The 21,783-nt window shown below is 46.1% G+C and carries 17 protein-coding genes; 7 read left to right on the forward strand and 10 right to left on the reverse strand.

Annotation, left to right across the window (positions count from 1 at the left end; translation table 11 throughout):
- The first annotated feature begins 57 nt into the window (after nucleotides 1-57).
- On the forward strand, nucleotides 58-414 hold the full coding sequence (locus tag JGK36_RS25480) for a hypothetical protein (RefSeq protein WP_293179548.1): 357 nt from the start codon (nucleotides 58-60) through the stop codon (nucleotides 412-414).
- 391 nt (nucleotides 415-805) lie between these two features.
- Here JGK36_RS25480 and JGK36_RS25485 read toward each other — a convergent pair whose 3' ends face one another.
- Together JGK36_RS25485 and JGK36_RS25490 are read right to left on the reverse strand one after the other, a co-directional pair.
- Nucleotides 806-1,774: a YegS/Rv2252/BmrU family lipid kinase gene (locus tag JGK36_RS25485; protein ID WP_293179551.1), complete on the reverse strand. Its 969-nt coding sequence runs from the start codon at nucleotides 1,772-1,774 to the stop codon at nucleotides 806-808.
- Nucleotides 1,775-2,012: 238 nt separating this feature from the next.
- A complete protein-coding gene (locus JGK36_RS25490; RefSeq protein ID WP_325315047.1) occupies nucleotides 2,013-3,569 on the reverse strand; it encodes a metallophosphoesterase in 1,557 nt (518 codons plus the stop codon).
- A gap of 646 nt (nucleotides 3,570-4,215) precedes the next feature.
- Between JGK36_RS25490 and JGK36_RS25495 the strand changes: the two genes are divergently transcribed.
- Entirely contained in the window at nucleotides 4,216-5,601 is a 1,386-nt protein-coding gene (locus tag JGK36_RS25495; RefSeq protein ID WP_293179557.1) for a hypothetical protein, read from the forward strand.
- Nucleotides 5,602-5,954: 353 nt separating this feature from the next.
- Here the strand turns inward: JGK36_RS25495 and JGK36_RS25500 are convergent, their stop codons facing one another.
- Nucleotides 5,955-6,353, reverse strand: a complete 399-nt coding sequence (locus JGK36_RS25500) for a DUF4342 domain-containing protein (RefSeq protein WP_293179560.1) — start codon at nucleotides 6,351-6,353, stop codon at nucleotides 5,955-5,957.
- 787 nt (nucleotides 6,354-7,140) lie between these two features.
- Here JGK36_RS25500 and JGK36_RS25505 point away from each other — a divergent pair.
- Together JGK36_RS25505 and JGK36_RS25510 are read left to right on the forward strand one after the other, a co-directional pair.
- Nucleotides 7,141-9,957 (forward strand): AAA-like domain-containing protein, encoded by a 2,817-nt coding sequence (locus tag JGK36_RS25505; RefSeq protein ID WP_293197265.1) that lies wholly within the window; start codon nucleotides 7,141-7,143, stop codon nucleotides 9,955-9,957.
- 404 nt (nucleotides 9,958-10,361) lie between these two features.
- Nucleotides 10,362-11,909 (forward strand): ATP-binding protein, encoded by a 1,548-nt coding sequence (locus JGK36_RS25510; protein ID WP_293179566.1) that lies wholly within the window; start codon nucleotides 10,362-10,364, stop codon nucleotides 11,907-11,909.
- A gap of 111 nt (nucleotides 11,910-12,020) precedes the next feature.
- On the opposite strand, the gene JGK36_RS25515 is transcribed toward JGK36_RS25510, so the two are convergent.
- The 4 genes from JGK36_RS25515 to JGK36_RS25530 all read right to left on the reverse strand — a co-directional run bounded on the left by JGK36_RS25515 (nucleotide 12,021) and on the right by JGK36_RS25530 (nucleotide 16,298).
- Nucleotides 12,021-12,401, reverse strand: a complete 381-nt coding sequence (locus JGK36_RS25515; RefSeq protein WP_293197263.1) for a hypothetical protein — start codon at nucleotides 12,399-12,401, stop codon at nucleotides 12,021-12,023.
- A gap of 160 nt (nucleotides 12,402-12,561) precedes the next feature.
- Nucleotides 12,562-13,530, reverse strand: a complete 969-nt coding sequence (gene secF, locus JGK36_RS25520) for a protein translocase subunit SecF (protein ID WP_293179572.1) — start codon at nucleotides 13,528-13,530, stop codon at nucleotides 12,562-12,564.
- Nucleotides 13,531-13,711: 181 nt separating this feature from the next.
- Entirely contained in the window at nucleotides 13,712-15,121 is a 1,410-nt protein-coding gene (gene secD / locus JGK36_RS25525; protein WP_293179803.1) for a protein translocase subunit SecD, read from the reverse strand.
- Between the two features lie 193 nt (nucleotides 15,122-15,314).
- On the reverse strand, nucleotides 15,315-16,298 hold the full coding sequence (locus tag JGK36_RS25530; RefSeq protein ID WP_293193211.1) for an alpha-ketoacid dehydrogenase subunit beta: 984 nt from the start codon (nucleotides 16,296-16,298) through the stop codon (nucleotides 15,315-15,317).
- A gap of 196 nt (nucleotides 16,299-16,494) precedes the next feature.
- On the opposite strand from JGK36_RS25530, the gene JGK36_RS25535 reads away from it, so the two are divergent.
- Complete coding sequence (locus JGK36_RS25535; RefSeq protein ID WP_293193210.1) at nucleotides 16,495-16,794, forward strand: Uma2 family endonuclease; 300 nt, start codon at nucleotides 16,495-16,497, stop codon at nucleotides 16,792-16,794.
- Nucleotides 16,795-17,371: 577 nt separating this feature from the next.
- Here JGK36_RS25535 and JGK36_RS25540 read toward each other — a convergent pair.
- Together JGK36_RS25540 and JGK36_RS25545 are read right to left on the reverse strand one after the other, a co-directional pair.
- Nucleotides 17,372-17,644, reverse strand: coding sequence for a type II toxin-antitoxin system HicB family antitoxin (locus JGK36_RS25540; RefSeq protein ID WP_293179584.1), 273 nt, complete (start codon nucleotides 17,642-17,644; stop codon nucleotides 17,372-17,374).
- Nucleotides 17,645-17,746: 102 nt separating this feature from the next.
- Nucleotides 17,747-19,177: an NACHT domain-containing NTPase gene (locus JGK36_RS25545; RefSeq protein ID WP_293197261.1), complete on the reverse strand. Its 1,431-nt coding sequence runs from the start codon at nucleotides 19,175-19,177 to the stop codon at nucleotides 17,747-17,749.
- Nucleotides 19,178-19,565: 388 nt separating this feature from the next.
- On the opposite strand from JGK36_RS25545, the gene JGK36_RS25550 reads away from it, so the two are divergent.
- Nucleotides 19,566-20,411, forward strand: a complete 846-nt coding sequence (locus tag JGK36_RS25550; protein WP_293197259.1) for an SH3 domain-containing protein — start codon at nucleotides 19,566-19,568, stop codon at nucleotides 20,409-20,411.
- A 190-nt stretch (nucleotides 20,412-20,601) separates the two neighbouring features.
- On the opposite strand, the gene JGK36_RS25555 is transcribed toward JGK36_RS25550, so the two are convergent.
- Nucleotides 20,602-21,327 carry a M15 family metallopeptidase gene (locus JGK36_RS25555; protein ID WP_293197257.1) on the reverse strand — a complete coding sequence of 242 codons (726 nt, stop codon included), beginning with the start codon at nucleotides 21,325-21,327 and terminating at the stop codon, nucleotides 20,602-20,604.
- A 94-nt stretch (nucleotides 21,328-21,421) separates the two neighbouring features.
- Between JGK36_RS25555 and JGK36_RS25560 the strand changes: the two genes are divergently transcribed.
- Entirely contained in the window at nucleotides 21,422-21,658 is a 237-nt protein-coding gene (locus JGK36_RS25560; protein WP_293193207.1) for a hypothetical protein, read from the forward strand.
- The last annotated feature ends 125 nt before the right edge of the window (nucleotides 21,659-21,783 follow it).

Below are 21,783 nucleotides of genomic sequence, written 5' to 3' on the forward strand. Positions count from 1 at the left end.
TCGTTTCATAGTGAAAAAGTTAAAATATAGATAACTTACAAATAAAACTTGCTATCTATGAAAATACAATCTTCCGTCTTAGTCCACCTAGGATTTGGCAAATATGTGCGATCCGATCGAGTAACAGCAGTAATCCCAATTGAAGAAGAACGGGGCCCGGGCCGGCGCACTTTCGTGCACGTAGACGGCGAAGCAGACCCGATCGTTGCTTCGCGCGCCGAAGATACAATTGTTCGCGATTTAGTGCAGGAACCGCGCGAAATAACTCAAGCCCGCCAGCAACAAGAAATCCTCCAAGATTTGCTGGCAGATTTGAACAATGTTAACGTCACCGTGCGCCGCATCAGTCGCGATGAAGGCGGCCTCGATCTCGAACTTTTAGAGCGCCGGATTCGCCAAATCTTAGACGCATAAAAAGAAAAGACCGCCCGCGCGGTCTTAAGGTATGTAGTTGCGCTTCAGCGCTCTTTCATATCTAATTAAAAGAGCGCCCACGCGGTCTTAAGGTATGTAGTTGCGCTTCAGCGCTCATATCTAATTAAAAGAGCGCCCACGCGGTCTTAAGGTATGTAGTTGCGCTTCAGCGCTCTTTCATATCTAATTAAAAGAGCGCTGAAGTGCAACTACGTACCTCCAGAATACTGCTCTTTCATATCTAATTAAGAGAGCGCTTTCATCGCAACTACGTACCTTAAGAGAAGAGAGCGCTGAAGCGCAACTACGTACCTTTGAGCGCCCAAGCGCAACTACGTACCTTTGAGCGCCCAAGCGCAACTACGTACCTTAAGAGTTGCCTAGGTCATGTTTAAGTTAAGGGTTTCATTGTCACTTCAATGTCAGCTAAACCTGTCAGTTTTTCCACGGGTACATCTTCTTCAACTCGCGGTATGAAAATAGTTAAACCTCCGGGAATGCACTCAATTGAAAGCGGAGTCATGCCGACAATTTCTCCATCTACAACCACTTTTTGAGGCGGATCGGCACTGATTTTTACTTTTTTTGCGCGCAAATAACCGATGTCGTCGCGATCGGTAGGATTGCCGCTCAATGCTGTTTGTAAGAGGTGATAAGAAGCTGCGATCGCCCCTGCTTTATTTTGAGGCGCCACCAGCGTCACGTCCAGCAAGCCGTCATCGAAAATAATCCCCGCGGGGCCTTGAGCTAAAATGGAAGTAGGCGGCGCTGCATTCGCCACTGTCACGGCCACCGCAGTAACGGTGATGATTTTATCTTCGGTTTCGATTTCGGCTTCAAATCTTTCTAAATTGTTTAACTGTTTGATTCCCGAGAGAATGTAGGCCAGCATTCCCCAGCGATTCTTCATTTCGCGATCGGCTAATTCGACAGTTTCCGCCTCAAAACCCACTCCAGCTAACAAAACCATCGGCATTTTACCGTTACACATCCCCGCATCCACCACCCGCGTCAACCCTCCCAAAATAGTTTCGCAGGCGGTTTCGATGGTATTCGGAAGATCCAAAGCATTTGCAAAAGCATTCGCAGTTCCCCGCGAAATAATTCCTAAAGGGATATTTGTCCCCACAATGGCGCCCGCAACTGCTGATAATGTGCCGTCACCCCCGGAAGCAATAATTTCCTGAACTCCTCTAGCAACTGCTTCGCGGGCGAGTTGATCTGCATCTAATTCTGGTGTTGTCAGCCGAATGTCTAAGTCAATAAACGGCTCTAACATTTCTTGAATTGTCGCTAAGTCTTGGTCGGGGTCGCTGTTGCCGGCGACGGGATTAAAGATTAGGCAAGCTGAACGTTTCATAGTTGGTAAGGGGTAATTGGGAATGGGGAATTGGGAATGGGGAATTGGTAATTGGTAATATTATTTCCTGTTGAGATACAACAATTAAATTGGTTTGTAGTGAGGACTTTCGTCCTTATTTTCCTGAGGACTAAAGTCCCCACTACAAACCTAAAACCAAATAGGTTCGATCGTTCGGACTTTAGTCCTTCCCAATTTTTGCGGACTGAAGTCCTCACTACAAACCTAGAAGCGAAAGTTAAATTACAAAAGGTTCGATCGCGATTTCCTGCCATTTCCCCTCAAATCGTTCGACAACCAAAGGTCGAACTCTGAACTTGGGGGGAGTCCCGTCAAGAACATCAATCCGCAAACACGAATAAGGACGGCGTTTGTGGGAACCTTCGCCGCTGCGGCCGACAAATAGCAAAGATTCCGCTACCCGCCGGCTGGCTGTTTCAGCACCAGCCTCGCGCGCCAACCGATAAGCTTCCGGGCTCGATGCTTCCTGCAATATCGGCCCTTCCGGGCGCTGACGCCGCAGGCTGTGGCCGCTTCCCCCGCAGACAATCCAATTAATCCCAGAGTCGCCGTGTCCGGTATCCCCAGTCCGCAGGTATTCCAAACAGTGGGCGTGGCCTGTGAGTACCAAATCTACTAGGGGACGCCCCCGCGCCTCCTCCCCAACTGCATCGGCCACCGCATCGAGTACCTCGCGCAATCGCAGCCGAACTGCCAAAGTTTGAGCTTGATTCCACTTTGTCGCCTCGGTTACGTAGGGGGGATGGTGCAAGTACATTACCCGCCCCCGCACGTCTGAATCTGCCCAAGATGCAATCAATCGCCTTTTGAGCCATTCGAGTTGTTCAACGTCCGTGGAGGCTGTTCTGTCGGGCGACAGTTGTTTGTCGATATCCATCAGCATTTCGTCAACTTGCTCTAATTTGGCGCTCAAGTCGTCTAGCTTTTCGGCTTCTTCGGGAATTTCCGGGTTTAGCCGATCGGACATTTCGAGCATTTCCAATTTTTCTTGTTCCAACTTTTGCCGATCGAGTTCCAAATTTTGGCGGCGAATCTCGCCCTCTTTGGTTTTCGGGATCGGTAAGGGTTCGTTGAAGGTATTGGAGTCGAGGGCGAAGAAGTCGATACCCCCGCTGCGAAACGTGTAATAGCGGTTGGGTAAGCGGGTAAAGCGTCCGGGTTGGTAGCGGATGCAGCGGCCTGTGCTGGTGCTGGCGGTGTAGTGGGCGTCTAGGTGGCGATCGAGCTCTCCCGGCAATTTGTGAGCCCTCAGGTAGTCGAGAAAGGCTTTGGCGTAGGCATTTCCGATCTCCGAACCGTGCCAGCCGACATCGAGATCTAACTTGGAACCCAGCAGCCTCCGCAGCGGCAAAGCAGTCGCAGAGAGAATTCCGTAGAATATCGGCAAGTCGTAGTAGTCGTGGTTTCCCGGTACGGGCAAAAACGGAAAGTTGAACACCATGCGATCGTAAGCAATCCGAGATGGTTGCTCGCCGCCGACGATAAACTCTCGGTAGGGGCGAATAAAGTTTTGCAAGTAATATTCACTCGAACCCACCAGATAAACTACATCGCCCGTATGCAGAGCAAAACGGCAACTTTGGCGTTCCCGCAGCATCAACTCGGCAACCTGCCGCTGCGGGTTGTGGCCGCGGTGGTTGCCGGTGCCGCTGTCGCCTGCGACTAAAAATGAAAATTCAGGACAGTCATCGGTTCGATCGTCCAAAACCATCTTAGTTTGGTCAATTCCCCGATCGGCGATCGACTTTTCTTGCCACCGCACCCGCTCGTTCATTTTGCGGATTTTGACTGTTATTCGCGGGTCGGACACGAATTTCACGCCACCTAGTCTCCCAAATTGCTCAGTTCCTAGTTAATCTTGCAGCGATCGCACGGGTGTTTACCTCTGTCTAAAAGCTGAACATCGCTCGATCGCTGGCGCGTGCGGGCTACAACCAGGTTTCTGCTTCCCTAGAAGTCGATCGACCCAGATTGAGAAAAACCGCGTTTTTTTGAGATTTAGCGATCGGGCGGTTGTAAACTCACTATTGTTAAAAAAAATGCAACTGCTTTTGCTTTGTCGGCGATCCAAACCCCGATAGTCATAAGTCATTCCCAATCCTGCAATTTTTCAATCCTGCAATTTTTCAATCCTGCAATTTTTCAATCCACAATCTAAAATCTAAAATGGTATCCGCTCAAATCTAATGTTATTGATGATACAGAACCTTTTAGTTCCCAGAATCGCGGCAAATTTTTAATTTTTAATTCTCTTCTGGCGCTCTCTCCCTCTCTCCCTGTATTCCCCTCTGGCTTTTACCCCCCGATCGGACTTCTGACAAAAACAAGTTTTCACTCACGAGCGATGGCACGATCGCAGCGCGTTTTGATACCATTCAATCAAGCCCAAGACAATCAGGGAATGTAGTGGAGGTGCGTAAATGGAGCTTTTCGGAGAACAAAAACGGTGTCTGGATGCTTTGGTAGCGTCGATCGAGCAATTGGGAGGTCGAGTAGACATTCCGAAGCTGGAGCAGATAGCAGAGCTCATCATTCAAACGATGAGGGGGCCTTGGCGCTACTTTCACACGTCGGAACACATTTTTGAGGTCGGAGGGTCAGTCGATCCGATCGAGGTACTGGCTGCGCTGTTTCACGACCTCGTGTACGTCCAAGTCGATCAGGGCGTAAGTTTCAATATCAGCAGCGCCCTTTGTCCTTTTGTCCAAGAAGTGCGATCGCAGTTAGTGATTAGAGATCGAACCGAACTACCCGACGATGCCATGTATCACCTGGTGGCCTCTGTCTTTGGGTTTGTTCCAGGCAAGATTCTCTCTCCGTTTGCCGGCCAGAACGAATTCTTGAGTGCCGTGATTGCTGCCAAATCTTTGGAGCCTTTTTTGCCTGCAAGTACGATCGCCGAAATTGCCGCTTGCATCGAAGCTACGATTCCTTTTCGTCCGATTTCGGCCAGCGGTTTGAGTGCGATCGAACTTTTGCACCAGCGCTTGGTAAGTGTAAATCGCGATTTGAATTTCGGATGGACTGATGCCGAAACAGCAGAAATTGTCAAGCGTTCGGTCAGGTTAGCCAATCGGGATGTAGAGAATTTTGCCTCTCCAAATTCCTCTAATTTCTTAGACAATACCTGGAACTTGATGCCAGAAACCAACCACGAATTGAGCAATGTCAATTCCTATACCGTGGGCGGATATCGCAAATCTCTGCAAAAGATGGAAGGATTTTTAAACTTCCTCAAACCAGAACTGGTTTTTCAGCAGTTTATGCAAGAACCGGACAATGAAACCTACGCTCACATGATTGCCCAAACTAGAAAAAATATCGCAGTCGCCAAACTTTATCTGGGTATCAAACTAATTACGATCGCAATTTTAGAAGCTCTTTCCTACCGTTTGGGGCGCGACATTCCGCTTTCGACAATGATGGGAGAATTGCGCGCACCAGGATTTAAAACATCGGTTTTGGAAGATTACTTGCCCAACAGACAAATCGCTTACCCCTTAGAAAGTCAGTTGGAAAAAGAGGTTTTAGATTTGTTAGCAATAGGACGTAATCAAGAATCTCCCTATGATATTAAAAACTCCCCCGTGGCTACGTTTATTATCAAATCTATCGGCTTTGCAGAAACCGAAAACTTTTTGAAGAAAGCTCAAGAATTCTTTGCCGGTCACATTTCGTCGGAAGAGTTTCTGTCTTACTGCGCTCCCGATGTCATCGATACCATCTCCTCCGGGGTTATGAAACTCTTTGACAGCAGGAAGACGGCTTTAGGAACAGTTAAGCTAGCTCACCAAACAGTTTCTTAGCATATGTTGGCAAAATCAGGACTTACGCACAACCTAATTTTGGTAAGGTGCGCTCTGCACCTCGTGCACCTTACCGCTATAATTCAATACGCTTGGGTTAACTGTTTACTCCGAGGAGATCCCCCTAAATCCCCCTTAAAAAGGGGGACTTTGAGCAACTTCTTGTCCCCCCCTTGGGAAGGGGGGCTAGGGGGGATCTGGCTTAACTGAACGGTATTGCGCTATAATTCCACCATAAAAACACTTTTTGCGTAAGTCCTGATTCAAAAAAAGAGGACTTTAGTCCTCACAAGAAACAAGCTCGATCGCGCGAAATTAACCGGATATTAGCAGTAATCGCGACTGAGTTATTATTATTCTTTTCTTTCAATTATAATCGTCATGTGAGCGACTAATGCACCGATCGCTCCTACTGCTGCAATCACTGGAAACAAAGTCGCGCTGATGACTCCGCCGACTACTCCCACCGTCAGAGGAACTTCTACTAAAATCCGTCCCTCTTCATTTTTGATAATCAGGCGGCGGATACTCCCTTCGTGAATCAGCTCTTTAACTTTAGCAACCAAATCGTCGCCGTTAATCTTCAACTCCTCGACGCTAACTTTGTCCTGAGTATAAGTAGGGGTTTCTAAAGGAGTCGCGTCAAATTGAACTTCAGTAACTTTTTCGGCAGAAACTTTTCCCGATACAGGTATTGATTCGAGTTCTCTTGCCCCGACAGGTTCTTGTACGCGATCTGTAGGTGTGTCCATTTTTTGTTCTCCTTTTCGGTAAAAGTATTTTTGTATAGAATTATTTAGAATAATAACACGCAACTTTTTATCCATCAATCATACTTTTGGGTGATATTGCTGCTGTTCAGTTGACAGTTGACAGTTGACAGTTGGCAGTTGGCAGTTGATAGTTGATAGTTGATATAGCGGATCTAGCTCTCATATTCGCGGACGTTGTTGGGAAGAAGGCCCTCTTGATTTAATCGGTTATATAAGCTGTCGGTCATACCTCATCTTTCTGAGAAAGGCTATAGTTGATAGTTGATAGTTGGCAGTTGGCAGTTGGCAATTGGCAGTTGGTCATCAGTCATTAATCATCAGTCATCAGTCATCAGTCAGAAGGAAGATTTTTCCCCCTCTCTTCCCCTCTCCCCTTCTCCCTCTCTCCCCCTCTCTCCCTCTCTGCTTGTGCCAATACGCTAACTGTCTACCTCTGAGCCTCCTACCGCCACACCCGCGAACAACCTCAGAGCGAGACAGCCACAGGATTAGAGCTACTTTCACACCTTGTATATTCAGACTCAGCGGATGTAGAGGTTGAAATACTGACATTGTACTGAAAGTGCGATCGCCCCGCCGTGTATAGATTTAACACATCTAGTTCGGCAAACCGCACATGGAAATCCTCGCTTACTTTCCTCAACAGTCATTTTTATCCAAGTCACTGCGATCGCCCCACAAAACCCGGCCTCCCGAGGTTCCTCCCATGAACATCCTAGAGTTTCTAATGAGAATTGCTTAAAATAAAGGGGAAGCAGTAGTAATTATGATCGAAATATTATCGAAACCAAACCAATTATCTCAAATTGAAGTTGAGCTTGGCGCAAAGTCGGCTAAAATAGAATTTCTTCCTTCTGCTTCCCCTTTATTTCCCGTGTCCGATTTGGCAGCGACAGAATTTGCATATCAAGTTGGTGGCAGTTTGCAGGCGAATGCTCTTACCTACGTCACCAGAGCAGCAGATAGCGAACTTTACGAATCGTTAAAAGCAGGTAATTTTTGCTACGTGCTCACCTCCCGACAAATGGGAAAATCGAGTCTGCGGGTGCAAACAGCGCGCCGCTTACAAGCAGAAAATATTGCCTGCTCAATTGTTGACATCACAGGAATTGGCACGGCTCAAATAACTCCCGTCCAGTGGTACGCGGGTTTTACAGCCACTCTCGCCAATAGCTTTAAAATTAAAATGAATGTCAAGACTTGGTGGCGCGATCGAGAAGACTTGCCACCAGCCGTCAGATTAAATGAATTTATCGAACAAGTATTGCTTCCGGCGATCGATCGCAATATCGTAATTTTTATCGACGAAATTGACAGCATTCTCTCCCTGAACTTCTCCAGCGACGACTTTTTTGCCTGGGTGCGCGGCTGCTACAACAAACGCGCCGAAAATCCCGAATACAACCGCCTGACTTTTGCCTTATTTGGAGTAGCGACTCCTCAAGATTTGATCTCTGACAAAACCCGAACTCCGTTTAATATCGGCCGCGCCATTGAACTCAAAGGATTCGATCTTGCCGAAGCCACACCTTTAGTCAGAGGATGGCCAGAAAAAATCGATAATTCCCACGAAATTCTCAAAGAAATCTTAGCTTGGACTGGAGGACAGCCATTCCTTACTCAAAAACTTTGTCAATTAACTGCCCAGAAGTTAGCAGCAGAAACCAGCCGCGATTGCCATAGCCCAGCCAACTGTCAATTATTTATTGCCGAATTAGTGCAGTCTAGCACCGTAGAAAACTGGGAATTTCAAGACGAACCCGAACATCTCAAGACAATTCGCGATCGCCTCCTGAGAAATCAAGAGCGCATCGGCCGTTTGCTAGGACTTTACCAACAAATCTTAGCAGATATGACTCTGCCAAACGGCGCAGAAAATACCGCAAAAGAGTCGATTGCTCAATATAATTTAGCTAAATACAGTTCCCAAAAAATGGAACTTTTACTGTCAGGTTTAATCGTCCAAGATGGAGGAAAACTGAGAGTTTACAACCAAATTTATGCGTCTGTTTTTAATCGGGAATGGATACACCAAGAATTAGCAAAGCTCCTGCCTTACTCCGAGTCTATCTGCGCTTGGGAAGCCTCCAACCACACAGACGCTTCCCGCTTGCTGCAAGGCAGAGCTCTCGCAGAAGCCTTAATCTGGGCGGCTGACAAAAGTTTGAGCGATCGCGATTATCAATTCCTCTCGGCTAGCCAAGAACAAGAAAATCTGGAAGTTCAAAGAGCTTTGGAACTAGAAAAAGCAGCTTCGCAAATATTAACCGAAGCAAATTTAGTTTTGACTAAAGCTCAGCAAAAAGCCAAGCGAACAGTCCAATTTAGTTTGTTTGCACTCGCTGTAATTTCTGCTATCTCTGGTAGCGTGCTCGTGCAGGTGCAGCGAGTAGCCCAGAAAGCTGAAAATCAAAAAAGACAAGCAATAATTACCCACATAGAAGCACTCAATTCTACCGCCGATATTTCCCTAAGCTACGATCAGCTAGGAGCTTTAATCGCAGCAGTCAGTGCTGGCAAAAAAATGCGAGAGATAGAAGTTTCCCCAACGCTGAAAGCACAGACACTAAATATACTGCACCGAACGGTAAATGCAGTTAGAGAACGCAATCGTTTGCTTAAGGGACACACGGCTAATTTCAGCCCGGATGGCAAGTTGATTGTGAGTGCGACTGACGAATTGTTGGTGAATTTCTTTCAGCCTAACGGTAAGTTAATTTTGAGTTTGCCTGGACACACCGAGTCAATTACTGAGGTAGTTTTTAGTCCTGACAGTCAGTTAGTTGCTTCTACAAGTTTTGACAAAACTGTCAGAATTTGGCGCCGCGACGGAACTTTGCAGCAAGTTTTGAAAGGACATCAAGATTTAGTTTGGAGTGCAAGTTTTAGCCATGATTCTCAACTAATTGCTACTGCAAGTTCGGATAAAACTATTAAAATTTGGAATGCAGGCGGTGTTTTGCTGCATACTTTAAAAGGACATACTAGACCTGTTACATCAGTCAGGTTCAGTCCCGACGGTAATATGTTGGCTTCCACCAGTCAAGATCGAACTGTCAAACTTTGGAAACGCAGCGGGAAAACACTGTTTCGACTTGAGAAAACTCTTTTGGGACACGGAGATGAAGTGTGGGGCTGCAATTTCTCGCCAGACGGTGAGAGGATTGCTTCAGCTAGTCACGATTGGAAGGTGAAAGTTTGGAATACTGACGGCAAGTTGCTCAAAACTCTCGATTCTACAGCAGCTTTGGGTAATGTCAGTTGGAGTAAAGACAGCAAGTTGCTGGCAGGGGGCAGCACTGACGGCAATGTGAGACTTTGGCGCCGCGACGGGACTTTGCTGCAAACTTTTAGGGCACATCAAGCGGATGTGTGGAGTGTGAGTTTTAGTGCCGATCGCAAAACTTTAGCATCTGCCGGGAAAGATGGGTCGGTGAAGCTTTGGAGTCTCGATCCTGCTAAAGTAGAAGGTGCCGAACTTGACACATTGCTCGCCGTCGGCTGTCGCTGGCTAGGAGACTACCTGCAATACAATCCGGGTGTTGAGAGCGATCGGCATTTGTGCGAAAAAACTGACAATTGACATTTTGTGCCAATTAGCAGAAACAGGTTGCGGTTGAATTGTCAGGGCGGGCGATCGGCTCCAGATTTGTCGCTACTCTTTTCTGGATTGTCATATAATTTTAGGTAAGGGGTAATAGCAAATGTCCTCGCCCAGATCGCGGATGTCTATCAATCTGAACCAAATTCATGTTATGAAACATTCAAGCTAGTGATAAGTGCTAGATTCTGGTTAGTAGAATTTGGGATAGATTAAACTTACTAAGTAGTCAGGTTGCAAAGGTATCTACTGTTAAATTAATCTAACCTGCTATATCGTTTCGGGTGACAACAGCACGATTAAAGAAAAAAATCATGCTAAATTAACTCGATTGGAGCGAGCCGAGTAGAGTTGATTGCCAAGCTATCAAAAGAGTAGAAAAAGCAGTGCAAATAGTACGCAATACTCCAGCAGCCAACAGCAACTGCCAATTACCAAAGGAGGGAGCAGTGTATGAAACTGATGGGGTAAGTCCCCTGAAATCGCCGCTCGGTTTGCGATCGACTCTAGAGGAATTAACCCTGTACAACTTTCTCCTGGAGTCAGAGTGTCTGGGTGGCGAAGTTACTAAAATTTTTCAATCTAATCCTTTACTTCCCGGCATCATCATTACTGAGAAAGGAAAGTTTGCAGGGATGATTTCGCGCCGACGTTTTTTTGAACACATGAGTCGCCCCTACAGCTTGGAGTTATTTTCTCAACAGCCTTTGTTCATCCTGTACCGCTTTACTAAAACTGATATCTTGGTTCTCGATCGCAAAACCTCTATTATGAAGGCAGTACGGCAGTCTCTAGAGCGATCGCCCGAACTAATCCACGAACCCATTGTAGTGCAGGTAGAGCCGGACAATTACCAACTTTTAGACGTTCACCAACTACTGCTTTCTCAGTTGCAGATTCACGAGTTAGCAACCGTGGCGATGCGGGAATCCCAAGCACAATTGAGACATCAAGCCCAACAGCTCGAACTTGCCCTCCTGGAACTTCAGCGCACTCAAACTCAACTAATTCAAACAGAGAAAATGTCTTCTTTGGGGCAGTTAGTAGCAGGAGTTGCTCACGAAATCAACAATCCCATCGGCTTTATCTACAGCAATTTGCACCACGCTAAAGAGTATACCGAAGGTTTAATGCGGATGCTTTCTCTGTACCGGCAGCACTGTCCCGAATCTATCCCAGAAATTGAAGCGGAATCAGAAAACATCGAACTCGATTATTTGCTGGAAGACTTACCCAAAGTGTTTGATTCAATGCAGCAAGGTGCAGAAAGGGTGCGCGATATCGTTTTGTCGCTGCGGAATTTTTGCAGGTTAGACGAAGCCCAAATGAAGCAGGTCAACATTCACGACGGTATCAACAACACAATTATGCTTTTGCAAAGCCAGCTTAAAGGGAAACCAGGACTGGAGGCGATCGCAATTCACAAAGAATATAGCAAATTGCCGCTGGTGCAGTGCTATCCCGGACAGCTAAATCAGGTATTTATGAATATTTTGGTTAATGCCATTTACGCTCTTGTTGAGTGGAACAAACACGAAAATGTCGATGGGAAAACCCAGAAAAATTCGCAAGCAGGCTATCAAAATAATTCCCGTACAAACACTCAATCTTCAATTTCTAATTCTAGCCATCTGATGCCTGCGATTCTGATTCGCACGGAGTTAGTCGAGGGCAAAAAGGTAATAATTAAGATTTCTGACAACGGCCCGGGGATGACAGAAGATGTTCGGAAGCGGTTGTTTGACCCTTTCTTTACCACAAAGCCTGTGGGCAAAGGAACGGGCTTGGGATTGTCAATTAGCTATGAAATTGTTGTCAATCAGCACGGTGGCGAATTGAAGTGCTTTTCCGAACCGGAAAAAGGAACTGAATTTGCGATCGAGATTCCACTTCAACAGTTTTCCCCACCACATATGTTACCTCGGTTTGCCTGATGACTGCTGTTCGCGATCGGGGACAGCACTAGCTCGAAAGCGAGCGGGGACAGCACTCATGACAACTGTCAACTGTCAACTGTCAACTGTCAACTGTCAACTGTCAACTGACTACGGACTACCTTTGCAAACCCACTTCCACAAAACATGACTCGGCCCCTGTTGGCGAATGCGGCGCACTTGTTGTTCCAAACCCTGTTTTTCCCGCAGGGGCAATCCTCGCACAATGTTGCGACTGTGCCAAGTTAGCACTGCTAAAGTCATCGCCAAACATATACCCAAACCGAGAGTGGGCCAGCGGTGAAAATATAAACCGTAGCGCACCGCCGCCCAAGTAAAGTTTTCTAACCACAAATCGATTTCGTGACGCAAACTCCAAATGCTCAAAGAACCGACGCTAATCCACAGCAATATCACAGTTAACCAGCGGCCGTAAACTGTTAGTTTGTGAAGCCTTTGGACTTCAATTTGAAAATTTGGGTCATTAGTCATGGCAGAAGGAAGAAGGAAGAAGGAAGAAGGAAGAAGGAAGACCGAAGTTGCAATCGACCGCATGGGGAAATTGCAACGCGAGAACGTCCTAACCGTCTTGGCGCGGTTACAATAACACCAGTCAACAGCTCGATCGCTAATGACTGATGACCAACAATCGTTAAACTTCTTCTGATGGGTTAATTCCTTCTGCGGGGACGGCGATGGATTTGCCTGTACGACTGCGCCACCAAGCTAGCAGCGTGCTAGCAATGAAAATACTGGAATATGCACCAGCAATAAAGCCGACAATCAAGGCTAAAGCAAAGTATTTGAGGGTTTCGCCGCCAAACAAAAAGATGGAAAACAAGGTCAGCAGCGTCGTCATCGTCGTGTTAATTGACCTTCCCAGAGTCTGCATGACGGCATCATCGACAATTTGATCGATCGACTGTCCGGGATTTAGCTTGATTACTTCCCGCACGCGATCGTAAATTACCACTGTATCGTTAACAGAAAAACCGATAATTGTCAAGAGCGCAACCACAAATAAACTGTCAACTTCCACTCCTATAGCCAAACCCAACATTGAGAAAATGCCCAGGGTAATTAAGACATCGTGAAACAAAGCAACAAAAGCAAAAAAGGCATAATCTAACTGAAATCGAAACGTCAGATAAAGAGTAATGCCAGCAAAAGAAAGGAACAAAGCTAGCAAGCCGGAAGTAAATAACTGTTTGCCGAGAGTAGGGCCAACCGTATCAATTTGAATAGATTGAGGAGCAAAAGCGCCTATTTTCTCGCTCAAAGCTGTTTGCAACTTAGTCCGCTGTTCGACATCCAAAGTTTTAGTCCGCAGGGACAAACCGCGCTGTTCTTTGCCGATAACTTGAATGCTGCTGCCGGCCAAACCTTGGGTGTCGAGGACTTGGCGGACAGCAGCAATATCGATGGGTTTACAATTTTCCGGTTTCGTGCAGTCGAGTTCAAATTGCAGCCGAGTGCCGCCGATAAAGTCCAAACTGGGGCGCAGCGGTGCGCGGATGTCGGGACGAGTCCAAGAAATCGCCATCGACACTATACCTGCAAGGATTATAGCGGCGGAAAGACTCCACCAGATCGATCGCTGTTTGATAACACTGAATTGCATAATTTCGCGGGAATTGGGAATTGGGAATTGGGAATCGGTAATCGGTAATCGGTAATCGGTAATTGCGAGTTGGAAATTGGTAATTGCGAATTGCGAATTAATTTACAACTGATTTTTAGCAATTTTTACTTAGCCAATCTTATCGATTACCAATTACCCATTACCCATTACCTACTAGCTATTAGCTATTAACTGTTTTCGACAAACCGGGACAAAACCACTCGGGTTTGCGTAATTTGGGAAAGCCCAAGACTACCAACATTAGAGTGCGACTGCAAGTAAGAGCAGTAAACATACTCACTGCGACGCCCAAGGCCAGCGTTACAGCAAACCCTTTGACTAAACCAGCCCCCAACCAGAACAAAGCAGCACAAGCAATCAGTGTAGTTACGTTGCCGTCTAAAATGCTGGAAAAAGCGCGGTAAAAACCTGATTCTACCGATCGATAAAGCGTCTTCCCCGCCCGCAACTCTTCCCGCGTGCGCTCAAAAATCAACACGTTAGCATCCACGGCCATCCCGATGCTGAGCACAAAACCAGCAATTCCTGGCAACGTTAATGTCACCCCCAACAGCACGAAAGCGGCCCAAGTTAACAAAGCATAAATTAACAGAGCAATATTGGCAATTACGCCGGGGAGTCGATAGTAGCCAACCATGAAAATCAAGACTAAAGTCAAGCCACCGATGCCTGCATTAATACTGCTTTGAATGCTGTCTCGTCCCAAGCTGGCACCTACTGTGCGGTTTTCAATAATTACGACAGGCACGGGCAAAGCACCCCCGCGCAATTGCACCGCCAAGTCATTAGCCTTCTGTGCTGTAAAGTTGCCCGAAATTTCGACATTACCGCCTGTGATACCTGTTTGTTTGTACTGATCGCTAACAGTCGCAGCACTAATGAGTTCGTTATCTACAAAAATGCCTAGGGTGAGGTTTGTACCAGCAATGCTTTTGGTCAATTCGGCAAACTTTTGGGCCCCCTCAGTATCGAACCGTAGCGCTACAGCATAGGTGTTGCCTAAGGAATTGGATGTGGCGAAAGCATCTTTGAGGTTTTTGCCGGTGATCTCGGTACGTTCGTAAAGGTTGGCGGTAAGCTGTTTAATGTCCTGATTCTTTTTGTCGATCGCAGCTTGGTTGTCTGCGATCGCCTTAGCATCTCCTTTTGCCTGCAACTCCTGCTGCTTTCCCAGCATTCCAGCAAGTTCCTCTTTCCTAACCTTCAAAAAAGCTCCTTCTTGCGGTGTCTCGCGCCGAAAATCTAGCTGTGCCGTACCGCCGAGTACCCGTTCCGCTTGTTGCGGATCGCTTACTCCAGGCAACTGAACCAGAATTTGATCGCTGCCTACGGTTTGTACAACTGATTCGGAGACTCCCAAACCATTAACTCGGTTTTCGATAATTCGCCTCACTGCTTCTAGATCCCGCTCTTCAATTTTCGGGATATCTTTGGTAGTTTTCACCTGAATTGTGAGTTGCGATCCTCCTTGCAAGTCTAATCCCAGCCGCGTCGGAATTGTTGCTATCACAGTAATAGCGGCTACGATCAAAACAAAAATTAGGGCTAATAATGAACGTTGTTTTTGCATACTTATAGTAGTTGACAGTTGACAGTTGACAGTTGGTGAGACTGTGGATTCCTGCACGGTTGAGGTAGTTGGCAGTTTACCAGGGACAGTAATTAGTTGGCAGTGGTAATTGGTAATTCGCAATTGGTAATTGGTAAGGGCAGCTATCAACTGTCAACTATCAACTGTCAACTATCAACTGTCAACTGACTATTTATACTCGCAAACCTACCATTTTTTGGACAGCTTCGACAATTTGGTTTGGCTGGACAATTGTCAATCTTTCCAAATTACCGTTGTAAGGTGTGGGAATATCTTGTGAAGACAGCCGCAAAACTGGTGCGTCAAGTTCGTCAAAATATCGATCGCAAATTGAGGCAATTAATTCAGCGCCGATGCCTCCGGTTTTCATGCACTCCTCTACAATAATTACTTTGTGAGTTTTGCGAATAGATTCGCCGATGGTGTCCATGTCGAGGGGTTTGAGAGAAATTAGGTCGATTACTTCTGGATCGAAACCTTCTTTCATGAGTGCCGGCAAGGCTTGCAGGACGTGGTGGCGCATCCGCGAATATGTCAAGATGGTGACATCTTTGCCCGATCGCACAATTTCCGCTTTATCTAACGGCACTAAATATTCTGTGTCTGGCAAATTTTCCTTAAGGTTGTAAAGCAAAACGTGCTCGAAAAACAGCACCGGGTTATCGTCGCGGATTGCTGATTTTAAGAGTCCTTTGGCGTTGTAGGGAGTCGAACAGGCGACAATTTTCAAACCCGGTACTGCTTGGAAATAGGCTTCTAACCGCTGGGAGTGTTCGGCGCCGAGTTGTCGGCCCACGCCGCCTGGGCCGCGAATTACCATCGGCATTTTGAAGTTGCCGCCGGAGGTGTAGCGCAGCATTCCGGCGTTGTTGGAGATTTGGTTGAAGGCGAGGAGCAAAAAGCCCATGTTCATGCCTTCGATGATCGGCCGCAATCCCGTCATTGCTGCGCCTACTGCCATGCCTGTAAAGCTATTTTCGGCGATCGGGGTATCGAGGACTCGGAGCTCGCCATATTTTTCGTAGAGGTCTTTGGTGACTTTATAGGAACCACCGTATTGACCTACGTCTTCGCCGAGTACGAATACAGAGGAGTCGCGGGCCATTTCTTCGTCTAGCGCCTCGCGGAGGGCGTTGAACAATAGGGTTTCTGCCATAGGAGGTGAAGCAATGATTGCAGGAGGTCAGATTAGAATCTTAACCTTTTGGGGGTGTCGGTGAGGATGCGATCGTACATTTGGCAGTTAAGACTGGAGATTTGGCCAACATATATCATAATATTTGTATTATGTCAATCAATATTTAAGTTAACTAGACAGGCGGGAATTCCCCCGCTCACAGCAGAGGAATATTATGTTCCAGACAAAAACTGAACTAACTCTGGAAGAGTTTCTCAGTCTCCCCGAAGGAGAAGGAGATATAACCTACGAACTTGTTGACAATCAAGCAGTACCGAAGATGTCACCGAAAAAATTTCATTCTCGCCTCACCAGAAGCCTGATAAAAATTCTCGAACAGTGGGGTGAAGAACGGGGAGAAATTGGTGTAGAATGGGCAGTTAAATTAACCAGAATGGGGCGAGATTGGGTTCCAGTCCCAGATTTTTTATATGTTTCTTACCGAGAAATTGGGTCTAAAGCCCCGTCCTTCTAGGACGGCTTTTTCTTAACTTTTCTTAATTTTTCTTGGGATTCTCCTGAATCCGCGATAAAATGCCAACATGAAAACCCTGAAGTTTAAGCTGTATCAACATAAGCGGAATAGATTTCTCAAGCGGTCAATTAACGCCGCCGGAGTGATCTATAACCACTGTATTGCCCTACATAAAAGGTACTACAGAATGTGGGGAAAACACTTAAACTGCTCTAAACTTCAAGCTCATATAGCTAAACTACGGAAGCGTAAACCTTTCTGGCAACGACTAGGCTCTCAGGCCGTTCAGGATATCTGTCAACGCATCGAGAAAGCCTATCAACTATTCTTTAAGCACAATAAAAAGGGAGTAAGACCGCCGGGATTCAAGAAAGTTAGAAGATACAAATCTTTTACTCTAAAGCAAGCCGGATACAAATTTCTCTTAGGCAACAGAGTTAGGATTGGAAATCAGGTTTATCAGTATTAGACCTCTTGCAAAAATAGTTAGGACGGGCTAGAAGCCCATCCCACAAAAATCTTTTTTCTTGTGGGATGGGCTTCTAGCCCGTCCCAAAATTTGATAAATTCTCGACGCTTACAAGGTGTCCAACGGCTCAAGGCTAGGCTCCTGATTTAAATCAATATTGTCAATTACGGGCAAACGATGTCGCAATTTTAACCCTAGCAAAATCCAGTCTTCCAAAGTGGATCGCAACTCATTTTGACACTCTTTTAAAGTTGAGCCAAAGGCGATGACTCCCTTGCAAACAGGAATTTTGCCGACAAAGCTACGATCTTCAAGTTTGTCATACATAGCCTCAGTCATTGCTCGATCGACGTATTCACTCAGAATGAATTTTACAGTCATTGAGTTTTAGTTTCCTTTTGCTTGTCGAATATTTGGCGATCGGGTATTTAGCTCTCCTTCACAGTTACATCTATTATATTTGTTTTTGTCAAGCTACTACATTTATATCTCAGCAAAATGCTTCTGCAATAAATCGTGAATAAATCGATAACGTCGATCGCCCGTTTTTTGCAGTAACAGTCGATCGCCCGCAGCATCCAGAAAACGCTGGTAATCCCAAGGAATATGACCGCTAGACCACAGCACGAGGCGCAATATCAAACTGTCAATCGCCGGAATTGGTGGCAACACAGCACTAATTACCGCAGCCACAGCACCCGCAATCAATCCCCAAATCGAGCCGGAGACTAGGGTGGCAATTGCTCCCAAAATTACCCAAATCAGCCCGCCAACCAGCTTAACTCCAAACTGATACTTGCGCTGCTCCTCGCCTGTTTGCAGCCAACTCGACGAGATGCGATCGAGGTAAAATTCTTGAATTCCTTGCTGTTCCATCTTTCTCGCCAACCATCCCAGCCATTTGCGAATTTGTTCTGGCCGCAGTTCCTTTCCTCTGGGATACTGCTTGACTTCCCCAGTCATTTGGTGGCGGATGTAGGCAGTTAACAGATATTTGCGCTGTTCTTCTGTGGAAGTTATCCGCTTCCAAGATTCGATTAAAATATCATCGTAAGCCAAAGCCATCATGCTCAATAATAAGGGAGTTTTTGCTAATTTTAACAACTCCGGCTCTTTCTCTATGCTGTACCAAAGTTCGCGGCTTCTGGCTTCTAGAAGATAATTTTGAATTTGAGTTTCGGTCAGAGGTTTCAGCAAAACTGCTGCTTGCAGTTTAAATCTAGTTTGGCAGTTTTTGTAGACTTCAAAACTGCTGCAAGCTACTAAATGTTTGGGTTGCAATTCGCTTTCAAGAAACTGATTGATTGCTTGAATGCAGATATCTTGGCGGTGGGTTTCTACTTCGTCCAAACCGTCGAGGAGAGGTAGCAATTTTTGTTCGGCAAGCCATTTTTTGCCGACAGTGGTTGAGATGCCGTATTTGTACTGAAGCTGAACAATTAACCAATCTGCGATCGCCCCAGATTCTGCTTTCCACGATCTCAGTTCAAACAGCACGGGTATTGGTAAATTAGGATCTTGTTCGGCGCGCGAAACTAACACCAGAGCCAATTCTAGCAGCGTCGTGGTTTTGCCGGCACCCGTCGCTCCCAAAATGACTAATTTGCCGTTGGTGCGATCGAACACTTGAGAAATGCTAGCTTTGGCTGGAAGCCGAAAACTTGGACGATTTCCCGCTTTCACTTCCACATCCCAACAGCGGCTAACACCGACAGGCTGCGAATCTTGGCTGAGGTTAGCCAGCACAGCAGTATGCAAGGATTGCGATCGGCCGGCTTCGGCTTCCTGCTTCACCTCCGAAAGCAGTCGATCGCGAGGTGGTTGTAATTGGAAAGGAATAAATCTTGACATGACAACTAATAAACTAGACTTCTTGCAAAAATAGTTAGGACGCTGCTCAAAGCCATCCCACAAAAATCTTTTTTCTTGTGGGATGGGCTTCTAGCCCGTCCCAAAATTTGATTAAAAGGACTTTTGCAAGAGGTCTACTGCACCTCGCGCTGGATGCTTACGTTGCTAGAGTTGAACACAATTGGCTCAGAGCAACAGTACCATCACTACAGGTGTCAAGTATAGACGGACTAAAATTATTGTGACAATCATGAATGTTAAATTTTAGGAACTCATCCGGAAACATGAGCCCTGATTAAGTATTTTCACTATAAATCCAATGGTGGTCGCCCCGAATTTCCCGGAAAAATCTTGATAAATCCGCCTAATTACGTATTTTCCCTATAACTTGACTGGCGATCGCGTCAATTCCGCAACCAAAAATATCAGTATAAATACAGAGGAGGTTTTTATGCCATTTACTTCTACTCAAATCATCATTACAGGCTTAGCAGGGCTAGCCACAGCCGTGGGTGTAGCTGCTGCAACTATACAGTCGGGTGCGATTCAACAATCCAATGTAGCCCTTCCAGAATCCCCAGCAGCAGTCAGAAACGAGATTTCACTCCTTCCGGCGAACAACCCCGAATCTGAACCAGCAGAACCTCTGCAAGTAGAAACCCAGCCTGCGGAAGCCCCCAAATCTCAACCTCAACCAGCCAAAAGTGCCGCACTTCAACCACCGCTAATCGCTGGATTCTCGCAGCAAAAAGTTGCCCCAGTAGTTGTCACACCGCCCAATTCCGGCTGTAAAATCAGTATGGCTGTAGTTAGCGATCCGAATCCACCGCTGAATGTGCGATCGCACCCGCAAGTAAACGACAGCAAAATAGTAGGAAAACTGAAAAATAATACCTTTGTTTCCATCGCAGAAGAACAAAATGGTTGGCTGCGAATTACCGAACCGCCCGGTTGGATTGCCAAAAATCGCACCGAAAGCAGTTGTTCTAATGTCAACCAGCAGATTAATTTTTTGACTGGGGGAGATGAAGCGATAGTCAAAGGTCGAATTATCGGCGGTGGAACTCATTCTTACAAGATTCGGGCTGCTAAAAATCAAACAATGACGGTTAAGAATCGGAAAGATGTTTTCCCACAAATTATCACTCCTAGTGGCAAACTTTTAGTAGAAGATCCGAATACACAAGGCAAGAAAACTGAGTGGACGGGCAAAATCCCTGTTACTGGAAATTACACATTTCAACTAGACTCAAATTTCCGTGGCTATGAATACGAATTTTATGTGCGAGTCCGATAAATTCCCAAGAATACCGGGCGGTTGAAACCGCGTCTATACAGACAAAACAAGCCGGACGCCGGTTGAAGAGTGGGCGGTGAAAATTACGTTAGCTTCTTCAGTCCGCGGAGGCGGACTTCCTTTGTGTAGACGCGGTTTTAACCGCCGTCTTAGTTTGTGTAGACGCGGTTTTAACCGCCGTCTTAGCTAATTAAGGAATTTCAGAAAGCGACACATCTAAAATCGCAAATTTCTGCCAATCTTCCGAATCAAAGTGCCACCATTCTGTGCTTATCCCGATAAATCCCTGTTTTTTCATCGCATCTTCAAGCGTTTGACGATTTTTCCGAGATTGAGCGCTGCCACCGTTGTAATCTCTGTGAGCTTTTTTGGTAAAATCGTCATAGGGCGTTGGCATCTCTAATTCTTTGCCAGTGCGATCGACTAAAGTCAAATCCACTGCCGCACCGCGATTGTGTCGCGAACCCCTAGCAGGATTAGCCACATAATTCGGATCTGGCAAAAACTCCCACATTTGCTTAGTCACAGAAAAAGGCCTGTAGCAATCGTAAACTTTCAAACCCAATCCGATTTTTTCTAAATCTGTTTGAACTAGGGCTAATTTTTGAGCAACAGAACTTCTCAAAGCACATTTTGCTACTGTATAAAGTTTTCGTTTCAAGAAATTGTTAGTAGTGGCGTAGCGGATATCGAGTCGAATGTTGCGATTGACGGTGCGGATGTCAACCAGCCGCGCCCAACTGGGAAGTTGACTCATGAAAACACTTTCAGGTGCGATCTGGTTTGATTCTGGTTGAGTAATTTGCACTTGTGGCGACTCCGTTGCGCGGACAAATATGGGATGGTGCAGACCGATCGCACATAGCAACACTAACATAAATGCGATCGGGTATTTTCCAAAACGATTAAATTTCATAGCTGTTCTGATGGCAAGTCTTAAAGAGTAGATTGAGGTCGTTCTTCTGTGCTATCATCAATATTATGATGTCACCGTGATAGCAGGGGAAACTATGAAAACTGCAATTTCACTTCCAGATTTAGTTTTTGAAGAAGCCGAGGCTTTGGCTAATCAGTTAGGATTATCACGCAGTGAGCTTTATACAAAAGCATTGCAGGCGTATGTGCGGCGACACAACCGCGATCGAATTTTGAGCAAACTAAATCAAGTCTATTCTGAAGAATCCTCTGAACTAGATCCAGTCTTGGCAAAGATGCAATTTATGTCCTTACCCCATGAGGATTGGTAATACCAAATTCGGGTTCGTTACCCTCCATCGATCGGCGATTGAATCGGCGATTGAAATCGCTTCTACACATACAAAGTCCGCCTCCGCGGACTGAAGAATCAAGGGGATCTCAAAACCGAATTTGG

The sequence above is a fragment of the Microcoleus sp. PH2017_35_SFW_U_B genome (assembly GCF_020737865.1).
Taxonomy (GTDB): domain Bacteria; phylum Cyanobacteriota; class Cyanobacteriia; order Cyanobacteriales; family Microcoleaceae; genus Microcoleus.